Annotated in this window: 14 protein-coding genes; 5 read left to right on the forward strand and 9 right to left on the reverse strand. The window is 72.4% G+C overall.

Annotation, left to right across the window (positions count from 1 at the left end; translation table 11 throughout):
- Positions 1 to 189 precede the first annotated feature (189 nt).
- Positions 190 to 1,452 carry a hypothetical protein gene (locus OQ02_RS22970; RefSeq protein WP_156077230.1) on the forward strand — a complete coding sequence of 421 codons (1,263 nt, stop codon included), beginning with the start codon at positions 190 to 192 and terminating at the stop codon, positions 1,450 to 1,452.
- Positions 1,449 to 2,540: a transporter substrate-binding domain-containing protein gene (locus OQ02_RS22975; protein WP_033440607.1), complete on the forward strand. Its 1,092-nt coding sequence runs from the start codon at positions 1,449 to 1,451 to the stop codon at positions 2,538 to 2,540. The genes OQ02_RS22970 and OQ02_RS22975 overlap by 4 nt, the downstream gene beginning before the upstream one ends.
- A gap of 31 nt (positions 2,541 to 2,571) precedes the next feature.
- On the opposite strand, the gene OQ02_RS22980 is transcribed toward OQ02_RS22975, so the two are convergent.
- Genes OQ02_RS22980 through OQ02_RS44930 form a run of 5 tightly spaced genes read right to left on the reverse strand, consistent with a single transcriptional unit; the run spans position 2,572 to position 8,483 of the window.
- The gene (locus OQ02_RS22980) at positions 2,572 to 2,943 is read right to left on the reverse strand and encodes a CU044_2847 family protein (RefSeq protein ID WP_033440608.1); all 372 of its coding nucleotides are present in this window, start codon (positions 2,941 to 2,943) and stop codon (positions 2,572 to 2,574) included.
- Positions 2,944 to 2,992: 49 nt separating this feature from the next.
- Positions 2,993 to 4,444: a VWA domain-containing protein gene (locus OQ02_RS22985; protein ID WP_051772686.1), complete on the reverse strand. Its 1,452-nt coding sequence runs from the start codon at positions 4,442 to 4,444 to the stop codon at positions 2,993 to 2,995.
- Positions 4,441 to 6,642 carry a serine/threonine-protein kinase gene (locus OQ02_RS22990; RefSeq protein ID WP_033440609.1) on the reverse strand — a complete coding sequence of 734 codons (2,202 nt, stop codon included), beginning with the start codon at positions 6,640 to 6,642 and terminating at the stop codon, positions 4,441 to 4,443. The genes OQ02_RS22985 and OQ02_RS22990 overlap by 4 nt, the downstream gene beginning before the upstream one ends.
- Entirely contained in the window at positions 6,639 to 8,159 is a 1,521-nt protein-coding gene (locus OQ02_RS22995; RefSeq protein WP_197043450.1) for a S1 family peptidase, read from the reverse strand. The genes OQ02_RS22990 and OQ02_RS22995 overlap by 4 nt, the downstream gene beginning before the upstream one ends.
- 36 nt (positions 8,160 to 8,195) lie before the next feature.
- Entirely contained in the window at positions 8,196 to 8,483 is a 288-nt protein-coding gene (locus OQ02_RS44930) for a hypothetical protein (RefSeq protein ID WP_197043455.1), read from the reverse strand.
- A 67-nt stretch (positions 8,484 to 8,550) separates the two neighbouring features.
- Here OQ02_RS44930 and OQ02_RS23000 point away from each other — a divergent pair, with 67 nt between their 5' ends.
- A complete protein-coding gene (locus tag OQ02_RS23000; RefSeq protein WP_231500175.1) occupies positions 8,551 to 9,246 on the forward strand; it encodes a poly(ethylene terephthalate) hydrolase family protein in 696 nt (231 codons plus the stop codon).
- A gap of 12 nt (positions 9,247 to 9,258) precedes the next feature.
- Here the strand turns inward: OQ02_RS23000 and OQ02_RS23005 are convergent, their stop codons facing one another.
- From OQ02_RS23005 to OQ02_RS23015, 3 genes are all read right to left on the reverse strand, one after another.
- A complete protein-coding gene (locus OQ02_RS23005; protein ID WP_033440611.1) occupies positions 9,259 to 10,713 on the reverse strand; it encodes a class I adenylate-forming enzyme family protein in 1,455 nt (484 codons plus the stop codon).
- A 67-nt stretch (positions 10,714 to 10,780) separates the two neighbouring features.
- On the reverse strand, positions 10,781 to 12,505 hold the full coding sequence (locus OQ02_RS23010) for a glycosyltransferase (protein WP_033440612.1): 1,725 nt from the start codon (positions 12,503 to 12,505) through the stop codon (positions 10,781 to 10,783).
- A gap of 493 nt (positions 12,506 to 12,998) precedes the next feature.
- Positions 12,999 to 13,940, reverse strand: coding sequence for an SGNH/GDSL hydrolase family protein (locus tag OQ02_RS23015; RefSeq protein WP_033440613.1), 942 nt, complete (start codon positions 13,938 to 13,940; stop codon positions 12,999 to 13,001).
- A 95-nt stretch (positions 13,941 to 14,035) separates the two neighbouring features.
- On the opposite strand from OQ02_RS23015, the gene OQ02_RS23020 reads away from it, so the two are divergent.
- Both OQ02_RS23020 and OQ02_RS23025 read left to right on the forward strand, forming a co-directional pair.
- The gene (locus tag OQ02_RS23020) at positions 14,036 to 14,575 is read left to right on the forward strand and encodes a PadR family transcriptional regulator (RefSeq protein WP_033440614.1); all 540 of its coding nucleotides are present in this window, start codon (positions 14,036 to 14,038) and stop codon (positions 14,573 to 14,575) included.
- Positions 14,572 to 15,192 (forward strand): GyrI-like domain-containing protein, encoded by a 621-nt coding sequence (locus tag OQ02_RS23025; RefSeq protein WP_033440615.1) that lies wholly within the window; start codon positions 14,572 to 14,574, stop codon positions 15,190 to 15,192. The genes OQ02_RS23020 and OQ02_RS23025 overlap by 4 nt, the downstream gene beginning before the upstream one ends.
- 171 nt (positions 15,193 to 15,363) lie before the next feature.
- Here OQ02_RS23025 and OQ02_RS23030 read toward each other — a convergent pair whose 3' ends face one another.
- Positions 15,364 to 15,693 carry a hypothetical protein gene (locus OQ02_RS23030; RefSeq protein WP_033440616.1) on the reverse strand — a complete coding sequence of 110 codons (330 nt, stop codon included), beginning with the start codon at positions 15,691 to 15,693 and terminating at the stop codon, positions 15,364 to 15,366.
- Positions 15,694 to 15,697: the final 4 nt, after the last annotated feature.

Below are 15,697 nucleotides of genomic sequence, written 5' to 3' on the forward strand. Positions count from 1 at the left end.
GCGGTGGCCGACTTCCGTTACGGCTTTCACCCGAAAGTGGGGAGCCGAGTGGGTGCGGCGGCGGGCGGCAATCGGTCACAGGTTCCTCGATTCCGACGACACCGCGTAATCGCTGTGCTTGACTCGGAGATCAACGAGGGCCGCGGGCGAGGGCCGCAATCGTGCGGATGTGTTTGAGGGGTGGCGTTGGTGGGTGAACGTTTCGGCGCCTATCTCCGGCGCACCGAAGGCAGGCTGACGCTGATCGCGGCGCTCACCGCGCTGTCGGCGATCGTGTTCGGCCTGTTCGGGATGACGGTCCTGCGGGACCGGCAGGCGCTGCTGGACGACGCGGTCGACCGGCGGGGCGCCCTCGCGTCCGCCGCGCTCGACATCTACCGGACGTTCGCCGACGCGGACGCCACCTCGCTCGACGCCGTGCTCGTGGACGAACAGCGCTCGCCGGGGCTCCAGCAGAGGTTCCGCGAGGACATCTCGGAGGCCGTCGACGCGTTGCGGGAGGCCGCGTCGCGGGACGCCGGCGGCAGTTCCGCCGACCGGGTCCGCGCGGTGACCGACCGGGTGCCCCAGTACGTCCAACTGGTCGAGGTCGGCTGGTCCGCCAGCCGCAACAACCACCCCGTCGCCACGTCCTACCTGTCGCAGGCGTCGTTCCTGGTCCGCGGCACGATCCTGAAGGACGCCGACGAACTGCACGGCGAGCAGATCAAGGCCCTCACCGAGGCTCAGCGCAACGCCTCCGAGCACGCCTGGTTCACCTACGCGCTGGGCGTCGTCGTGCTGGTGATCCTCTACCGGTCGCAGCGGTTCCTGTTCGCCCGCACCCGGCGCAAGGTCAACATCGGCCTGCTGGCGGCGACCGCGCTGACCTTGATCGCCCTGCTCTGGTTACCGATCGCGTTGGCCATCTCGGCGGGCAACGCGGAGGACAGCATCGTCACCCGGGAGAACGTGGTGGCACCACTGGCGAAGGCGCGCAACGTCGGCAGGTCCGCCGACGGCAACGAGGCGCGCATGCTCATCTACCCCGCGGTCGGCGACATCAAGGCTCTGGAGACGGACCTGGCGACGATCCGCGCGCTGATCGACGAAGCCAAGGAGTACGCCGGGTCCGGACCCGACCGGCACCGGGTCGACCAGGCGGCGGAGGCGTTGAAGTCGTGGACCGAGGCCGACACCCCGCTGATCAGGAAGCAGGAGCCGCCGTTGACCTACTCGGAGACCGTAGCGCTGGTGACACCGCCGGCGGGTGACGCGAAGTCCTTTGCCGAGCAGGTGGACGAGCACCTGACGGCCGCGATCTCCGGGTACACCGAGAGGTCCGCCAAGTCCACGGACTCCGCCCGCGACGCGCTCAACGGGCTGCACGTCGTCTTCGCCCTGCTGGCGATCGGTGCGGCGGTCGCGGCGGTGGCCGGGTTGTGGCCCCGGATCGCGGAGTACTACCGATGAGGGCGCGCGCCGCCGTCGTGGCCCTCGCCCTGCTGGTCGCGGGGTGTTCGGCCCCGGTTCCCGCGCCGCAGGAGAAGCACATCGTGCCGCCGGCGCTGCCCGACGGCTACTCCGACCCCGGGGTGCCCGCGCCCAGGGTCGAGGAGTGCGAGACGCAGGCGGGCAAGGACCGGTACAACCCCCGCATCACCCTCAACCCGGCGGGGTTGGCGCGTGACGCGTCCGGCAGGCCCACCGGCCCGACGCTGGACCGGATCCGCCGGGACGGGCTCGTGGTGGGCGTCAGCCAGACCACGCCGCTGCTGAGCCGCCGCAACCAGGCGACCGGGCAGATGGAGGGCTACGAGATCGACATCATCAACCGGATCGCGGCGGAGTTGTTCGGCGAAGAACTCGCCGTCGACGACCGGCGGCTGCGCCTGGTGACGATGCCGACCGGCAGCCGGCTGCTGGCCCTGGCCACCGGCAGGAACAAGGCGACGAGGGAGGCGGACCCGCGGTTGGCGGAGGTGCCGCAGACCGACATGGTCGTCGCCGACGTGACGCTCACGTGCGACCGGGTGGCCAACCACGACGTGATGTACTCCGCGCCCTACCTGACCACGAACGCGGGCATCCTCACCCGCACGGGCGCGCAGCGGCGGGACACGCTGGCGGACCTGGACGGGCAGAAGGTGTGCGCGGCATCGGGCACGACGAGCATCGCGGACCTGAAGCGGACCCGGGAGAAGGGCATCGGGATCTTGCCGGTGTCGGTGCCGGACTCCAGCGAGTGCCTGATGCTGCTGCAACGCGGTCTCGTGGAGGCGGTCTACACCGACTTCCCGATCCTGCAGGGGCTCCAGCTCCAGGACCCCGGCACCACGTTGGTCGACCTGCGCGGTGAGGGCGGCGGCGAGGCGGGGATCGCGATGAGCAAGGACCACCAGGACCTGGTCCGGTTCGTGAACGGCGTGCTGGACGAGATGCGCGCCGACGGCACCCTGGTGGCCTCGCGCGACCGGTGGTTCGTCGACGAGGTGCGGGCGGCCCGGCTGGACGACCCGGGTCCGCAGCAGGCCTTGCCGCCCGTCTCCTACGTCGACTGACCCCGTCCCCCGGGGCCACCGCTCCTGCGGATCACGGCTCCTCGACGGTCTCCTCCTCCACGGGCAGGCCGTCGCGGCGCCACCGGAGCTTGACCTCGAACTGGCCCTGGATGCCGGTGCGGGCGATCACCGCGCCCGCCTCGGCGTCCAGCTTGAGCCCGAACTTCAGCTCGACCTCGTCGGGCGCGCGGGTCATCGACGTGAACTGGGCGAGGGCCGCCGCCGCGGCGTCCCGGACTCCGGCGACGGCCTGCTCGAACGTGTCGCGAGCCTCCTGGAGGACCCGCGTCGAGGTGCGGCCGGCGCGGGAGACGCCCGGCCGTTCGTCCACCTCGACGAGGATCGAGCCGCCTTCGGCCAGCGGGAACCGGACGAGCTCCGAGTGCGGGTGCTCCGTGCTCACAGGGTTGTTCTCCTCAAGGTGTTCTCGGTGTTCTCGACGTCCTCGGCGGTCACGCGGTCAGCGCGGTGCGGCAGTCGCCGCAGAACCGCGCGGTCGAAGGCCACGTCTTCGCGCAGTTCGGGCAGGTGATGTCCGCCCCCGCGGCGGCTTTCGGCTCAGCGGAGGCGGGGCGCGCGGGCGTCGCCATGGGGCTCATGCTCGACACGACCGAACCCATCGCGGCGGACAGCAGGTCGACGGCGGCGAGCCGGTCCTTGAGCCGCACCACGCCGTCGGCGGGGTCGCCGACGACCTCGACCAGCCGCAGCAGCCGGACCAGCACCTTGTCGTTGCCCAACGCGGTGGCGAGCGCGACCGCGCGGCCCCACTCGGACGCGGCCTTCACCAGGTCGCCCGCGTCGTGGGCGTCGCAGCCGCCCAGCACGGCTTGGCCCAGCTCGGTCTGGTCGGTGTAGTGCGCGACCTTGGGGTCCAGCACGCTGGACAGCTTCAAGTCCGCCGTCCACTGCGCCAGGACGTTCACGGGCGCGCACGCGGTCTCGAACTCCGTCGCGCCCGCACGCCGGACCTGGAGGTCGACGCGGCCGACCCGGATGTCGTGGTCCAGCTCCGCGTCCGACGAGTCGACCTTGAGCCGCAAGTGGAACTCGCGGCTCTCCGCGCCCCACGACCCGGTGGTGAACGCCGTGGTGCGCGCGTCGAGCCGGTCGCCGACGAGCGCGGCCTCGGTGGGGAAGGTCTGCCGCAGGAAGTCCACCTCCGAGCGGTTCATGGTCTTCACCACGATCCGCGCCTCGGGCACGATCTTGTCCATGGCGGTCCTCGTCATGGCCTCGAAGTCGGCGACGAGGTCGGACGGCTGCCGGACGGCGTCGGCCGTGCCGTGCAGCGCCGCCGCGATCCGCAGCAGCTCGCGCTTCTCCCAGTCCGCGCCGATGCCGCGGGCGTCGCAGGTGAACACCCGCGAGCACAGGTCGAGCTCGCGGTCGATCTTGCGGTCGATCTCGCTGTTCTGGCCGTCGGTGAGCATGATGACGTGCCGCACGGCCGTCGGGTGCTCGGAGAGCAGGCGGCGGGCCAGTTCCAGCCACTCGCCCATGTTCGTGCCGCCGTTGGCCCGCAGCACGCTCACCGCGTTCTTCGCCGCACGGCGGGTCTCGGGCGTCGCCGGCACCAGGGACCGCCCGGTCGGGTAGACGACCCGGGCGTAGTGCGTCCCCTCGATCACCGCGAACAGCGCGCCGTCGCGCAACGCGTCGATCGCCGCTTTCGTCGCCCGCTGGGCCGCCGCGAGCTTCGTCGGCGGGTACGCCATCGAGCCGGAGCAGTCGACGGCGATCACCTCGGCCACCTCGGGCGCGGCGGCGGCGCCCGTCACGCCCTCGGCGGCCACGGTGAGGACGGCGTGCATCTCGTCGTCCTCGGTGGACAGGTAGCGGTTCTGGCTCACCGACAGGGTGAAACCCGGCACGTTGTCCATGTCGTCGTCCTTGTGCGTCATCGGAGGGTCACCGGCCGGTACCGGTTCGCGAGGTCGACCAGGTGGGAGCGCTCGGCCCGGGTGTCGGCCTGGCGGGCCAGCGCCCGGTAGGACCGTTCCAGGCGCAGGCGCAGCGACTCCTCGTGCCGTCGGAGCACGTCGTCGCCGGCCGTGGCGGCGGCGAGCTCGGCCTCCTGCACCACGGCCTCAAGGCGGACGCGGGACTGGCCGGTGGGCGCGCCGCCGTCGAGGTAGAGCCGGCCCAGCCGGGCGGTGGCGGCGGCGAGGTGGGTGGCGCTCGGGCGGTCGGGCTCACCGGACCGGGTGAGGACGCCGCTGAGCACGCGCACGGCGGCGATGTGCGCGGCGTCGTAGTGCCGGGACACGGGTGGCGTCTCGTCCAGCGTCGCCACCGCGCCCATGCGGTCGCACTGCGCCAGCCGGACCCGTGCCAGGCCGAACACGGCGCTGACGACGGACCGGTCCCGCCGCCACACCGCGCCGTACAGGGCCTCGGCCTGGGCGAGCTTGCCGTTGTGCTCCTCGCAGTAGGCCAGCGCCAGCTTCGGCGCGTCCTCGCCGGGCAGCTCGGCGTAGACCGCGTCGAACGCCGCCTTGGCCTGCTCGACGTCCTCACCTGCGAGCGCGATGAGCCCTTCGTGCCACCGCAGCCGCCAGTCGCCGTCGCCGCCGAGCAGGTCCCGCGCCTGGTCCAGGCTCTCGGCCGCGGTACCGAGGTCACGCGCGGCGAGCCCCGCCCGGCACCGGACGAACGCCGTCTCGGGCGTCCTCAGGCCCTCCGCCTCCAGCCGGCCGAGCAGGCGTTGCGGGTCTTCGGCGTCGGCGGCGGCCAGCACGTCGGCCGCCGGGTCGTCGGCGGTGGCACGGGGCACGGGCAGGCCGACGGCCACCACGTCCGGCGCGGGCCGGCCGTGGTCGAGCGGCAGGTCGTCCGGCGTCGCGTCGATCCACCGCCGCAACGGGGGCACGGCGCCCAGGCCGTCGTCCAGCAGCGTGGCGGTGTGCACGAACAGGGTCGACGGCTCCGGCCGCGGCTGCCCGTCACGCAGCGACGCCACCTCGCGCAGCACGCCGCGCAGCTGGTCGGCCATGTCGGCGGCGGAGGCGAACCGGCGGTCCGGGTCGCGGTCGAGGGCACGGGTGTAGGCGCGGCGGAACGATTCGAGGCCGACCTCGACGCGTTGCCGGTCGTCCGTGCCGTACTGGCCGGTGCGGTCCGCCGTCGCGAGGTACAACTGGCGCATCAGCTCGCCGACGGTGTGCAGGTCGGACTGCACGGTGAGGCCGCGCTCGGCGATCTCGGACTCGGACACCTGGAAGGGCGGGGTGCCGACGACCTTGCCGGACCGGTCGCCGGCCCGCCGGACCGCGCCGAGGTCGATCAGCTTGATCCGGTTGCCGCGCTCGCCGTGCCTACCCGATCGGACGATCACGTTGTCGGGCTTGAGGTCGCAGTAGAGCAGACCGCGTTCGTGCAGGTAGTCGAACGCCGCCAGCACCTGGAGCCCGGCGGCGATGACGTGCTCGGTGCGCAGCGGCTCGCCCAGCGGCAGCGAACCGTGGCGCGACCGCTCGGCGACCTCGTTGAGCACCAGGCCGTCCACGTACTCCATGACGATGTAGGTGCGCGGCGTGCCGGTGTGCGCTTCGGGGTGGCTGACGAAGTTGAAGATGCGGACGATGTTCGGGTGGTCGATGGTGGTCAGGGCCTGCCGCTCGGCGGTGGCCAGGTCCGCGTCCGCGACGTCGATCAGTCCTTTGAGGACGACCGGGTTGTCGTCCAGGTGGGTGTCCTTGGCGAGGTAGATCCAGCCGAGCCCGCCACGGGCGAAGCAGCCGACGACGAGGTACTGGTCGGCGACCAGGTCACCCGGTTCCAGGCTCGGCAGGAACGAGAACGCGGTGCCGCACGCCAGGCAGAACCCGGCGCCCTGGCCGGGCAGCGCGGTCGGGTCGGGGCAGTCGGGGTTGCCGCACCGCCGGACCCGGACCGGTACCTGCGGATCGGTGAGGATGCGGCTGGTCGGGTCGGGGAAGTCGAAGATCGGCAGCGACAACGGGTCGTCGCTGCGCGACCGGCGGCTGCTCTGGCCGGTCGACGTGGACCCGCGCGGCACCTCGGCCGGACGCCCGCAGTCGTCGCAGTAGCCGGTGTCGTCGATGGTGCCGTTGCAGCGCAGCCTGGTGCAGGCCGTCATCCGTGCTCCCCTCTCGCCAACGCCTGGCGCACCGCGTCCTGGTACACCCGCACGGCCTCGCGGGCGGCGGCCACGTCGAACGGCTCGGCGGCCAGCGACGCGTGCGCCTTGCGGTAGGCCGCGGCGGTGCCGATGTGCTCCACGAGCCCGCCGTCGCCCGCTTTCGCCTGCCACGCGTCCAGCAGCCCGCGCAGGTCGGACCTGGTGCTCTCGTCCTGCCGCGCGGCCGTCCGCGCGTCTTCGGCGCGGGCGACGGCGCGGTCGAACCGGGGCAGCTGCTCGGCCACCAGCGCCCAGTCCTCGGCGGCGGCCCGGCGCAGGGCGGTGAGGCTGATGCGCAACCTGCCGGCGTTGCCGGCGGGTTCGGCCCGGAGCAGCGCGGTGACGCGTTCGGCCAACCCGTCGAGCCGGGCGGTGACCGCGTCCCGGGCCAGGGCGCGGGCGGCGGCGATGCTCGCGGAGTCGTCCTGGCGGAAGCCGAAGACGAGTCGCGCGCCGCTGGTCACCATGGGCCGGAACACCTCGTCGAGCAGGGCCTGCGGCTCGTCGGCCTGGTCGATGCCGTCCACGACGATGGTCATGGGCGGGGTGCCGGCCTGGACGCGTTCGGTGCTGGAGCCGTGGACGGCGAGCCCGGCGCGGTCCACGATGCGCCGGGACACCTCTTCGGCGGTGAGGCCTTCGACGTCCATGGCGAGGTCGGGCTCGGGGGAGCCGCCGACGCCGGACAGCGCCACCGCCTGCCGCAGGTCGGCCAGCTCGTCCCCGACGATGATCAGCACGGCCGCGCCGTCCTGCCGTCGACCGAGCCAGTCCACCACCTCGCGGACGCGTGCGGCGACGCGGGTGCCCGTGGCGGCCGACGTGAAGAGCGGGTCGATGCCGCTGTCGCCCTGCACCCACTCGGAGATGAGCGGGAGGTGCGCCTCGATGGCGGCGACGGGCAGCATCCACGAGAGCCCCGCGTCGTCGTCGGTGTACTCGCTGACCACGATGCCGATGATGTGCCCGGTGGCGTCGTCGGCGACCCCGGACCCGCTGAACCCGGCCCGGACGCGCTGCTCGCCGACCGAACGGCGGTTCATCTGGAGCCATTCGGACCCGGCCCACGCGGCGACCGTCATGCGCGCCCAGACCCCGATGTCGAGCCCCTTGCCGTTCGGGTAGCCGAGGGCGTGGACCTGCCGGTCCCAGGTGAGGGCGGTCCGGTGGAGCACCGCACCGGCTCCGGGCGGCGGGTCGGTCGCCAGCTTGAGCACGGCCACGTCCCCGCGGTCGACCCCGTGCGCCGGCACGCAGGCGATGATGCGGGCGTTGACGGCGGGGGAGCCGCGCAAGCCGACCAGGTCGACGGTGAGGTCCTTGGCGGCAAGCGCGACATGAGCGCAGGTGAGGACGTGCCCGCGGGGTAACAGGACACCGGCGCCGAGCACTTCACCCCCGTACCGGGCACGTAGCCGGACCCGCCACCCCTCGGCCCCGTGGGCGAACGGCCCGGTGCCTCCCCTACCGGCCATCATTCCCGAACGATAAAGCAGGGGCGGCGAAGAGGATCACCGTTCCGCACAACCCGACCCCGTTCGGCGTAAAGCGGGACACTTGCCGCCGACCGGTGCGATATCGGTGGTTTCGCCGGTCACCCACCCTGTTGGTGGCTGCGAGCCGACTTCGCGCGCCACGATTCGGGCCACGCCGCACAAATCCACCCTTTCAGCAGCGATGGAGAAGTCCATGCGATTGCGCAGCGCGATTCTCGGCGTCCTGGTCGTGGTCGGTGCTTTGACCACGGCGTCGACCGGCTCGGCGTCAACCGGTTCGGCGTCAACCGGCTTGGCGTCCACCGGCGCACCACCTTCGGCCACGGGCGGATCGGGGCCGTACTCCGCCGGTTACGAGACGACCTTCCGGTTGTCGAACCACACGATCTACCGGCCCGATACCCTGCCCGCGGGGATCAAGCTGCCGATCGTGGCGTGGGGCAACGGCGCCTGCCGCGCGGACGGGACCTGGTTCGAGAACATCCTCACGGAGTGGGCCTCGCACGGGTTCCTGGTCATCGCTAACGGCCGTCCGGGCGGGTCCGGGTCGACCGATTCGGACATGCTCGTGGACGCCATCGACTGGGCGATCGCGGAGAACTCGCGGTTCGGCAGCAAGTACCGGGGCAGGATCGACACCACCAAGATCGCGGTGATGGGTCAGTCCTGCGGCGGCATCGAGACCTACGAGGTGGCCGCCGACCCGCGGCTCACCACGACCGTCCTGTGGAACAGCGGCCTGCTGAACGACTCGCAGAACTATTTGTTGCAGCGCCTGCGGGTGCCGATCGCCTACTTCATCGGCGGACCGGACGACATCGCCTACCCGAACGCGATGGACGACTGGCAGCGGCTGCCGGCGGGCCTGCCCGCGTTCATGGGCAACCTCGACGTCGGGCACTACGGCACGTTCGCCGAACCCAACGGCGGCGAGTTCGGCCGGGTCGGCGGCCACTGGCTGAAGTGGCACCTCAAGGGCGATCAGGCGAGCAGGGCGCAGTTCGTCGGCACCGACTGCGGGTTGTGCCGCACCGAGTGGGACGTGATGCGGAAGAACCTCGGCTGACCACCGGCGTGGTCAGGGTTTCCACTCCCGCACCACGTGCCGGCGCAGCTTGCCCGATCCGGTGCGCGGCAAGGACTCCACGAACACCACCCGGCGTGGAACCTTGTACGCCGTGAGGTGGCGACGGGCCAAGGAGGTCAGGTCGTCCTCCAGCTCGTCGTCGCCGACCGGCGAGTCGACCCGCACCACGTAGGCGCGCAACCGGAACGTCCCGTCGTCGTCCGCCACCGCGCACACCGCCGCCTCGCGCACCAGCGGGTGACTCCCGAGGAGGTGCTCCACTTCCAGCGGGTGCACCTTGATCCCGCCGACGTTCTCGATGTCGTCCAAGCGGCCGGTGACGCGCACGAACCGGTCCGCGTCGATCGAGGCCAGGTCGCCGGTGGAGTACCAGTCCTGCGCGCGCTCGACCTCGCCGTCGTCATCGACGCCGAGCGTGATGGTCGGTCCGCGCACCTGCAACCGGCCCACCACGTCGGGCTCCACGGGGTCGCCCGAATCGTCCACCACGCGCACTTCGAACGGCGGCAGCGCACGCCCGACCGTGCCCACCCTGCGTGCGCCCGGGGTGTTGTGGGTGAACGCCTGGCCGACCTCGGTGGTGCCGATCCCGTTGAGCAGCCGGTCGCCCAGCACGGCCATCAGCCGCTCCTCCACCGCCGTCGACAGGACTTCGCCACCGGCGGCGGCGATGCGGAGGTCGGCCAGCCGGTCCCGATCGGGGTGGGCGACGAGCCGGCTGTAGAACGTCGGCACCGCGAACAACGCGGTGACGCCGTACTTCTCGACGATCGCCAACACGTCCTCGACCTGCGGGGGATTCGGGTTCAGCACCACGAGGCTCCCGCTCATCAGCGGGTACAGCAGGGAGTTGCCCAGGCCGTAGGCGAAGTACAGCTTGGACACCGAGTGGACGACGTCGTCCGGTCCCAGCCCCAGCGCGGGCACGGCGAACGTCCGGTGGTGGACGATCGGGTCGCCGTGCAGCTGCGGGCACAGCCTGGGCACGCCGGTGGTGCCCGAGGTGAACGTCGCGTACGCCTGGTCGTCCCCGGCGCGCGGTGCGGGCGGGATCGGTTGCGCCCCTTCGAGTTCGGTGAAGGTGGTCACGGGGGCGTCGCCGCGCAGCGACCGCCGGTCGTCCGGTCGGCACACGACCAGCGCCGGTCGGGCGGTGCCGAGGACCCGGTGCAGTTCGTCCGGGTGCAGGCGGGGGTTGATCGGCACGGCGACCGCGCCGAGGTGGACGGCGCCCAGGAACGTGAGGATGAAGTCCGGCCCGTCGTCCAGGAGGATCGCGACCCGGTCACCGGCCTGCACGCCCGCGCGGACCAGGGCGCCGGCCACGCGGGCCGCCCCGGCGTACACGTCGAGGTGGGTCAGCACGGCGCCGTCCACCTGGTAGGCCGGTCGGTCCAGCCACCCTCCGGCGGCGGCTGCGGCGCGCATCGCGTAGACCAGGTTCATCCCACTGCTCTCCCAGTTCCGGCCCGCCCGTGCCGCCGGGCGGGGAACGTCTCACGAACGCGGGTCGTCATCGGTCCGCCGCGCCGGCGAGGAGCGCCGACACCTCCGAACGCCACACCGGTACCAGGCCGAACAGCCCGCCGGCCGCGTCCAGGTCGGTCAACGGCACCGGTCCGCCGCGCAGGGCACCGACGAAGTCCGCGTACGAGCCGTGCGCCGGTGACGCCACGAGGTCCGCGGTCAGCGCGCCGTCCGTGCCCGTGACCGAGATGGTGAACCTGGGCTCGCCCCGGCTCACCTCGACCGTCCCGGTCACGCCGCCGGCCACCGCCACGGCACGTACCAGGTCGGGGGTCGCTTCCACCGTCCGCACCCCGGTCACGGGCGCGCCGAGCACCCGTTCGACTGCGTCCAAGACGTCCGGGCCGAGCCCGGTCACCAGGTCCGGCTCGGCCGTCACGTGGTCGAGGCGCACCGCGAAGCCTTGCGGTACCCCGGAGCGCCCGTCGCTGACGGCCTTGCCCAGCGCGGTCAGGTCCGGGTGGTGCGCCCACGGCAGGTCGACCGAGCACCGGCCCGGCGCCTTCCGCGCGGCGTCGAGCACGGCGTCGTCCACGGCGTGCTTGCCCACCAGGACGTGCAACCCCCGGCGCAACGCGGTCAGGACGGCGGCCGTGTCCGGCGCTCGCACCACGACACCCTCCGCGGGCACCGTCTCCACCAGTCGCGTCCCGTCGCGCAGCACCCAGGGCACCCGGTGCTCGGCGGGTTCCGAGGCGTCCGGATCGGTCACGCCGACGACCCGCACGCCCGGCAGCGGCGGCACCTCGTCCGCACCGACGACCACCACCCGGACGTCGGCGGGCTCGGCGGTGGCCAGCACCCGGTCGCTGGCGAAGAAGCTCAGGTCGGCCGACGCGGACTCCGGGTCGCCGAGCACCGACACCCGCGGCCGGTCCAGGTCGGAGTAGTCCTTCTGGACCGGCACCCACTCCAGGTCCGCGGCCGTGTGCCGGGGTCCGGTGGCGAAGACGTCGGACCAGCGGCTGCGGATCACCCGCATGTGCCGCTTCCAGATCGGGAGCTTGTCGTGGCCGACGTGGTTGAACGTGGTGCCCTCGAAGTGCCGCATCGCCACCGATCCGATGTGGCGCATCCGCTCGCCGTCGGCGCGCAGGCGGCAGCACAGGTCGATGTCCTCGCACAGCGAGACCGGGTCGAACGCCTCGTCGAACCCGCCGACCCGCTGGAACGAGCTGTGCCGGACCATCAGCGCCGCGGTGGGCGCCCACGTCTCCTCGCGGTGCTCGCGGTGCCTGGCGCCGAGGGGTTGCCCACGCCCGACCGGTCCGATCCGACCGTCGGTGGTGGACCCGCCGCCCGCGCACTGCACCAACGCCACGTCGCCGGGGTAGAGCAGCAGCGGTGACACGGCCGCCAGCCCCGGATCGGCGGTGAGCTCGGCGACCAGCACCCGGACCACCTCCGGGTCGTCCACGAGCACGTCGTTGTCGAGGAAGAACAGGAACTCGCCGCGCGCCACCGCCGCGCCGACGTTGCGCCGTTCGCTGCCGCCGCGATCGTCCTCGTGGCGCAGCACGGTCAGGGGTCGGTCGAGGTCCACAGCGGCCAGGTACTCGGCGGTGCCGTCGTCGGACCCGTTGTCCACCACGACGACCTCGAAGTCGCCGGACGCGCGCGCGAGCGACGCCAACGCCCGGCGGGTGTACTCCAAGCGGTTCCTGACCAGCATGACGACCGAGACCAGACCCGGTACGGGGGTGGGGTTCACACTGCGCCCTTCACCAAACGGGATCGTCCTCAAGCGACACGTCGTTGTGCCGTTCGGAGCATGTGGGCCGGGGCCGTCGCCCACGTGCTTGCTCCGTCGCGGTGTCGGGATCGGTCCGACCGGTCGGAGTTCAACGGATGTGCGCGCAGCGTTGGTGCCGCGGATCGCTTCATCGGCCGTCGATTACCGCGATGGCGGGATCGACAACGGTGAATCAGCGGTGGTCGTGCGAAACGCGGAACCACGGCCCGCCTCCCGGTGGGCCTGGTCGTTCCGAGCGCCGATGGTAGAGCCGACCCACCGCGTGCGCCAGCCCACGAGTCGGAGTCCCGAAGGGAAATCGCGGACGGGCGTCGCCGAAGTCCTGACCGCCCGGTATAAGTCGCATTTCCCGGAAACGGTTATTCCTTCGTCGTGGGGAATTGCGTCACGGCACGGGAATCGTGCCTTCCCCCGAATGTCCGCGTGGTGAGTTCCGGTGGGCGTCGTCGGCTCAGCGGCCGGTGGCGGTCAGGACTGCGGCGGCGATCGCCTCGTGGCCGTCCGGCGTCGGGTGGACGTCGGTGTACCCGCAGAAGTACGTGAGCGCGCACACCTTCGCCACCGACGTCGGGATCGAGCCGTACGTCGGGTCCTGGGTCAGCTCGGTGAACGACCCGTAGCCGCCGGTCGAGGCGGTGACGTCCACGAACGCCGCCCCGACCTTCTCGTACTCGGCCTTGAGCGCGGCGTTGAAGAGGTCCCGGAACAGCGGCACGGACAGGCGCGCGAGGTCCCGGCCGTTCGGGAACGCGGGGGACACCCACGCCCCGAGGAACACGTCCGGGTAGGTCAGGCCCACGATCGGGGTATCGCCGGCGGCCTCGCGCAACGCGGGCAGGGCGGCGGCCAGGCCGGCCCGGACGTTCGCCACGGCCTGGGACGCGCAGCCCAGCGCATCGGACGCCTGCGCGCACGGCGCCAGGTCGTTCCCGCCGATCACCACCGTCACCAGGCCCACCCGGCCCTGGTGCTCGCGCAGTGCCCGCACCGCCGCGTCGAGCTGGCCGAGGCCCGCCGGGTCGGGTGCGCCGGGAGCGGCGTTGCCGGGCGAGCAGGCGGGTCCGTCGCGCAGCTGGGTGGTCGTGGCGCCGCTGCACGCGACGTTGATCAACCGCAGGTCCGACCGCTCGGCGACGAGGTGGGCGAAGCCGCCCTGGTCGGCGCTCGCGGACGTGCCGGCTGCCGGCGGTCGGTAACCGGTCGCGTACGAGTCGCCCAACGACACGTACACGCGGTCGGCGGGCGGTGCGCTCTCGCTCGGTGCGGCACCGGCACTCGGCGGTGGGGCGTCGTTGGTGGTCGCCGGGTTCTCGGACGGCGCTGCGGTGCACGCTCCGAGCGCTACCAGCGCCACCGCCAGCGCCCCGATCAGTGCGGATGGCCGCGGCACCATCAGCCCCTTCTCGTCGGTGGGTGATCGTCGGCCTCCCAGGCTACGCGTGACCTCCGACAACGGCGGGCTGAGTATTCTAGTGCTAGAATAGCGACGTGTCCGAACGTCTCACGCCCGCCGAGCTGACGCTCCTGGGCCTGCTGGTGGAGAAGCCGCGCCACGGCTACGAACTGGAGGAGGTCATCACGACCCGCGGCCTGCGCGAGTGGACCGAGATCGGGTTCAGCTCGATCTACTACCTGCTCACGAAGCTCCGTGACCGCGGCCTGATCACAGAGAGCGGCGGCGAGTCAGGCGGCGGCGAGCCGGGCCGAGGCAAGTCCCGCAGGGTGTTCGAGCCGACCGAGCGCGGACGCGAGGCGTGCGCTGCGGGTGCCGAGGAAGCCATCGCGACCCTGCGGCCGGTGTTCCCGCCGGTGCTCGTCGGGCTGGCCAACCAGCCGGTGGTCCCGCCCGAACGGCTGCGCGCCGCGCTGGCCCGACGAGCGGAGGCACTGGCCGACCGGATCGCCGCCGTCCGGGCCGCCGCCCCGCCCGACGCGCCGGACTTCGTCCGCGCGATCTTCGACTACTCGCTCCACCAGCTCGAAGCCGAGCAGACGTGGCTGGCCACCTACCGAGGAGTGCAGGGATGACCCCGTACGACGTGAAACGAGAGCTGAAGGAGCTGTACGCGCCGAAGAACCGGGGCTGGGCGCTGGTCGACGTGCCGCCGCAGCAGTTCATCGCGTGCGCGGGCGAGGGCGACCCGAACACGGCGCCGGAGTACGCGCGAGCGGTCGAGGCGCTGTACTCGGTGGCGTACGCCCTGAAGTTCGCGAGCAAGCGCGCGGGCCGTGACTTCGTGGTCGGCCCGCTCGAAGGGTTGTGGTGGTCGGACGACCCGGCGGTGTTCACGGCCCGCGAGAAGGACTCGTGGCAGTGGCGAATGCTGATCAGCCAGCCGGAGTGGATCACCGCGCAGGACGTCGAGGGCGCCGTCGAGGCGACGTTGGCGAAGAAGAAGCTCCCGGCCGTCGCCGAAGTGCGCCACGAGCGGCTGGAGGAGGGAACGTGCGCGCAGGTGTTGCACATCGGCTCGTACGACGACGAAACGCCGATCCTGGCGACCCTCCACGACGAATACCTGGCGGCCAACGACCTGGTGATGACCGGGCTGCACCACGAGGTCTACATCGGTGACCCGCGTCGCGCCGAGCCGGCGAAGCTCAAGACCGTTCTGCGCCAACCGGTCCGCCCGCACCGCGCCTGACTCGACACACGATCGGGTGAACTATCGGCGCGGGGCGAAATGTCGGTTCGGGCCGCGCGACTTCGTCTGCATGAGCAGGGGGATGAAACCGCGAGGCGCTGCGATCGTCGGCCTGTGCGTGGCCGCGCTCGCAGTCCTGGCGTCGTGCCGGGGACAGGGGTCGACACCCGGTCACCCCACCGGCGTGACGACGACCGCGACCGCGACCGGGATCGTGACCACAGCGCCAGGCCAGGGTGGCGACGAGGTGCCCACGGGCGCGGCCACCGCCACGATGGCGGAAGGGTCGCCGGCGACACCCGGACCGCTGTTCCCCGAGCCGTCGGCCATCCCCCCGTCGCCGAGCACGCCGGATTCGCCCGTCGAGCCCACCCCATGGCTCACCGAGCCGCTCACCCCGTCGCCGAGCACGACGGAGCCGTCCACCGGACTCGTGCCCGAATTGATTCCCGAGCCGACGCTGACCCCGGAGCCGACGTCGCCAACGGTCACCACCACCACGGGG

Source organism: Saccharothrix sp. NRRL B-16314 (assembly GCF_000716595.1).
Lineage (GTDB): Bacteria > Actinomycetota > Actinomycetes > Mycobacteriales > Pseudonocardiaceae > Actinosynnema.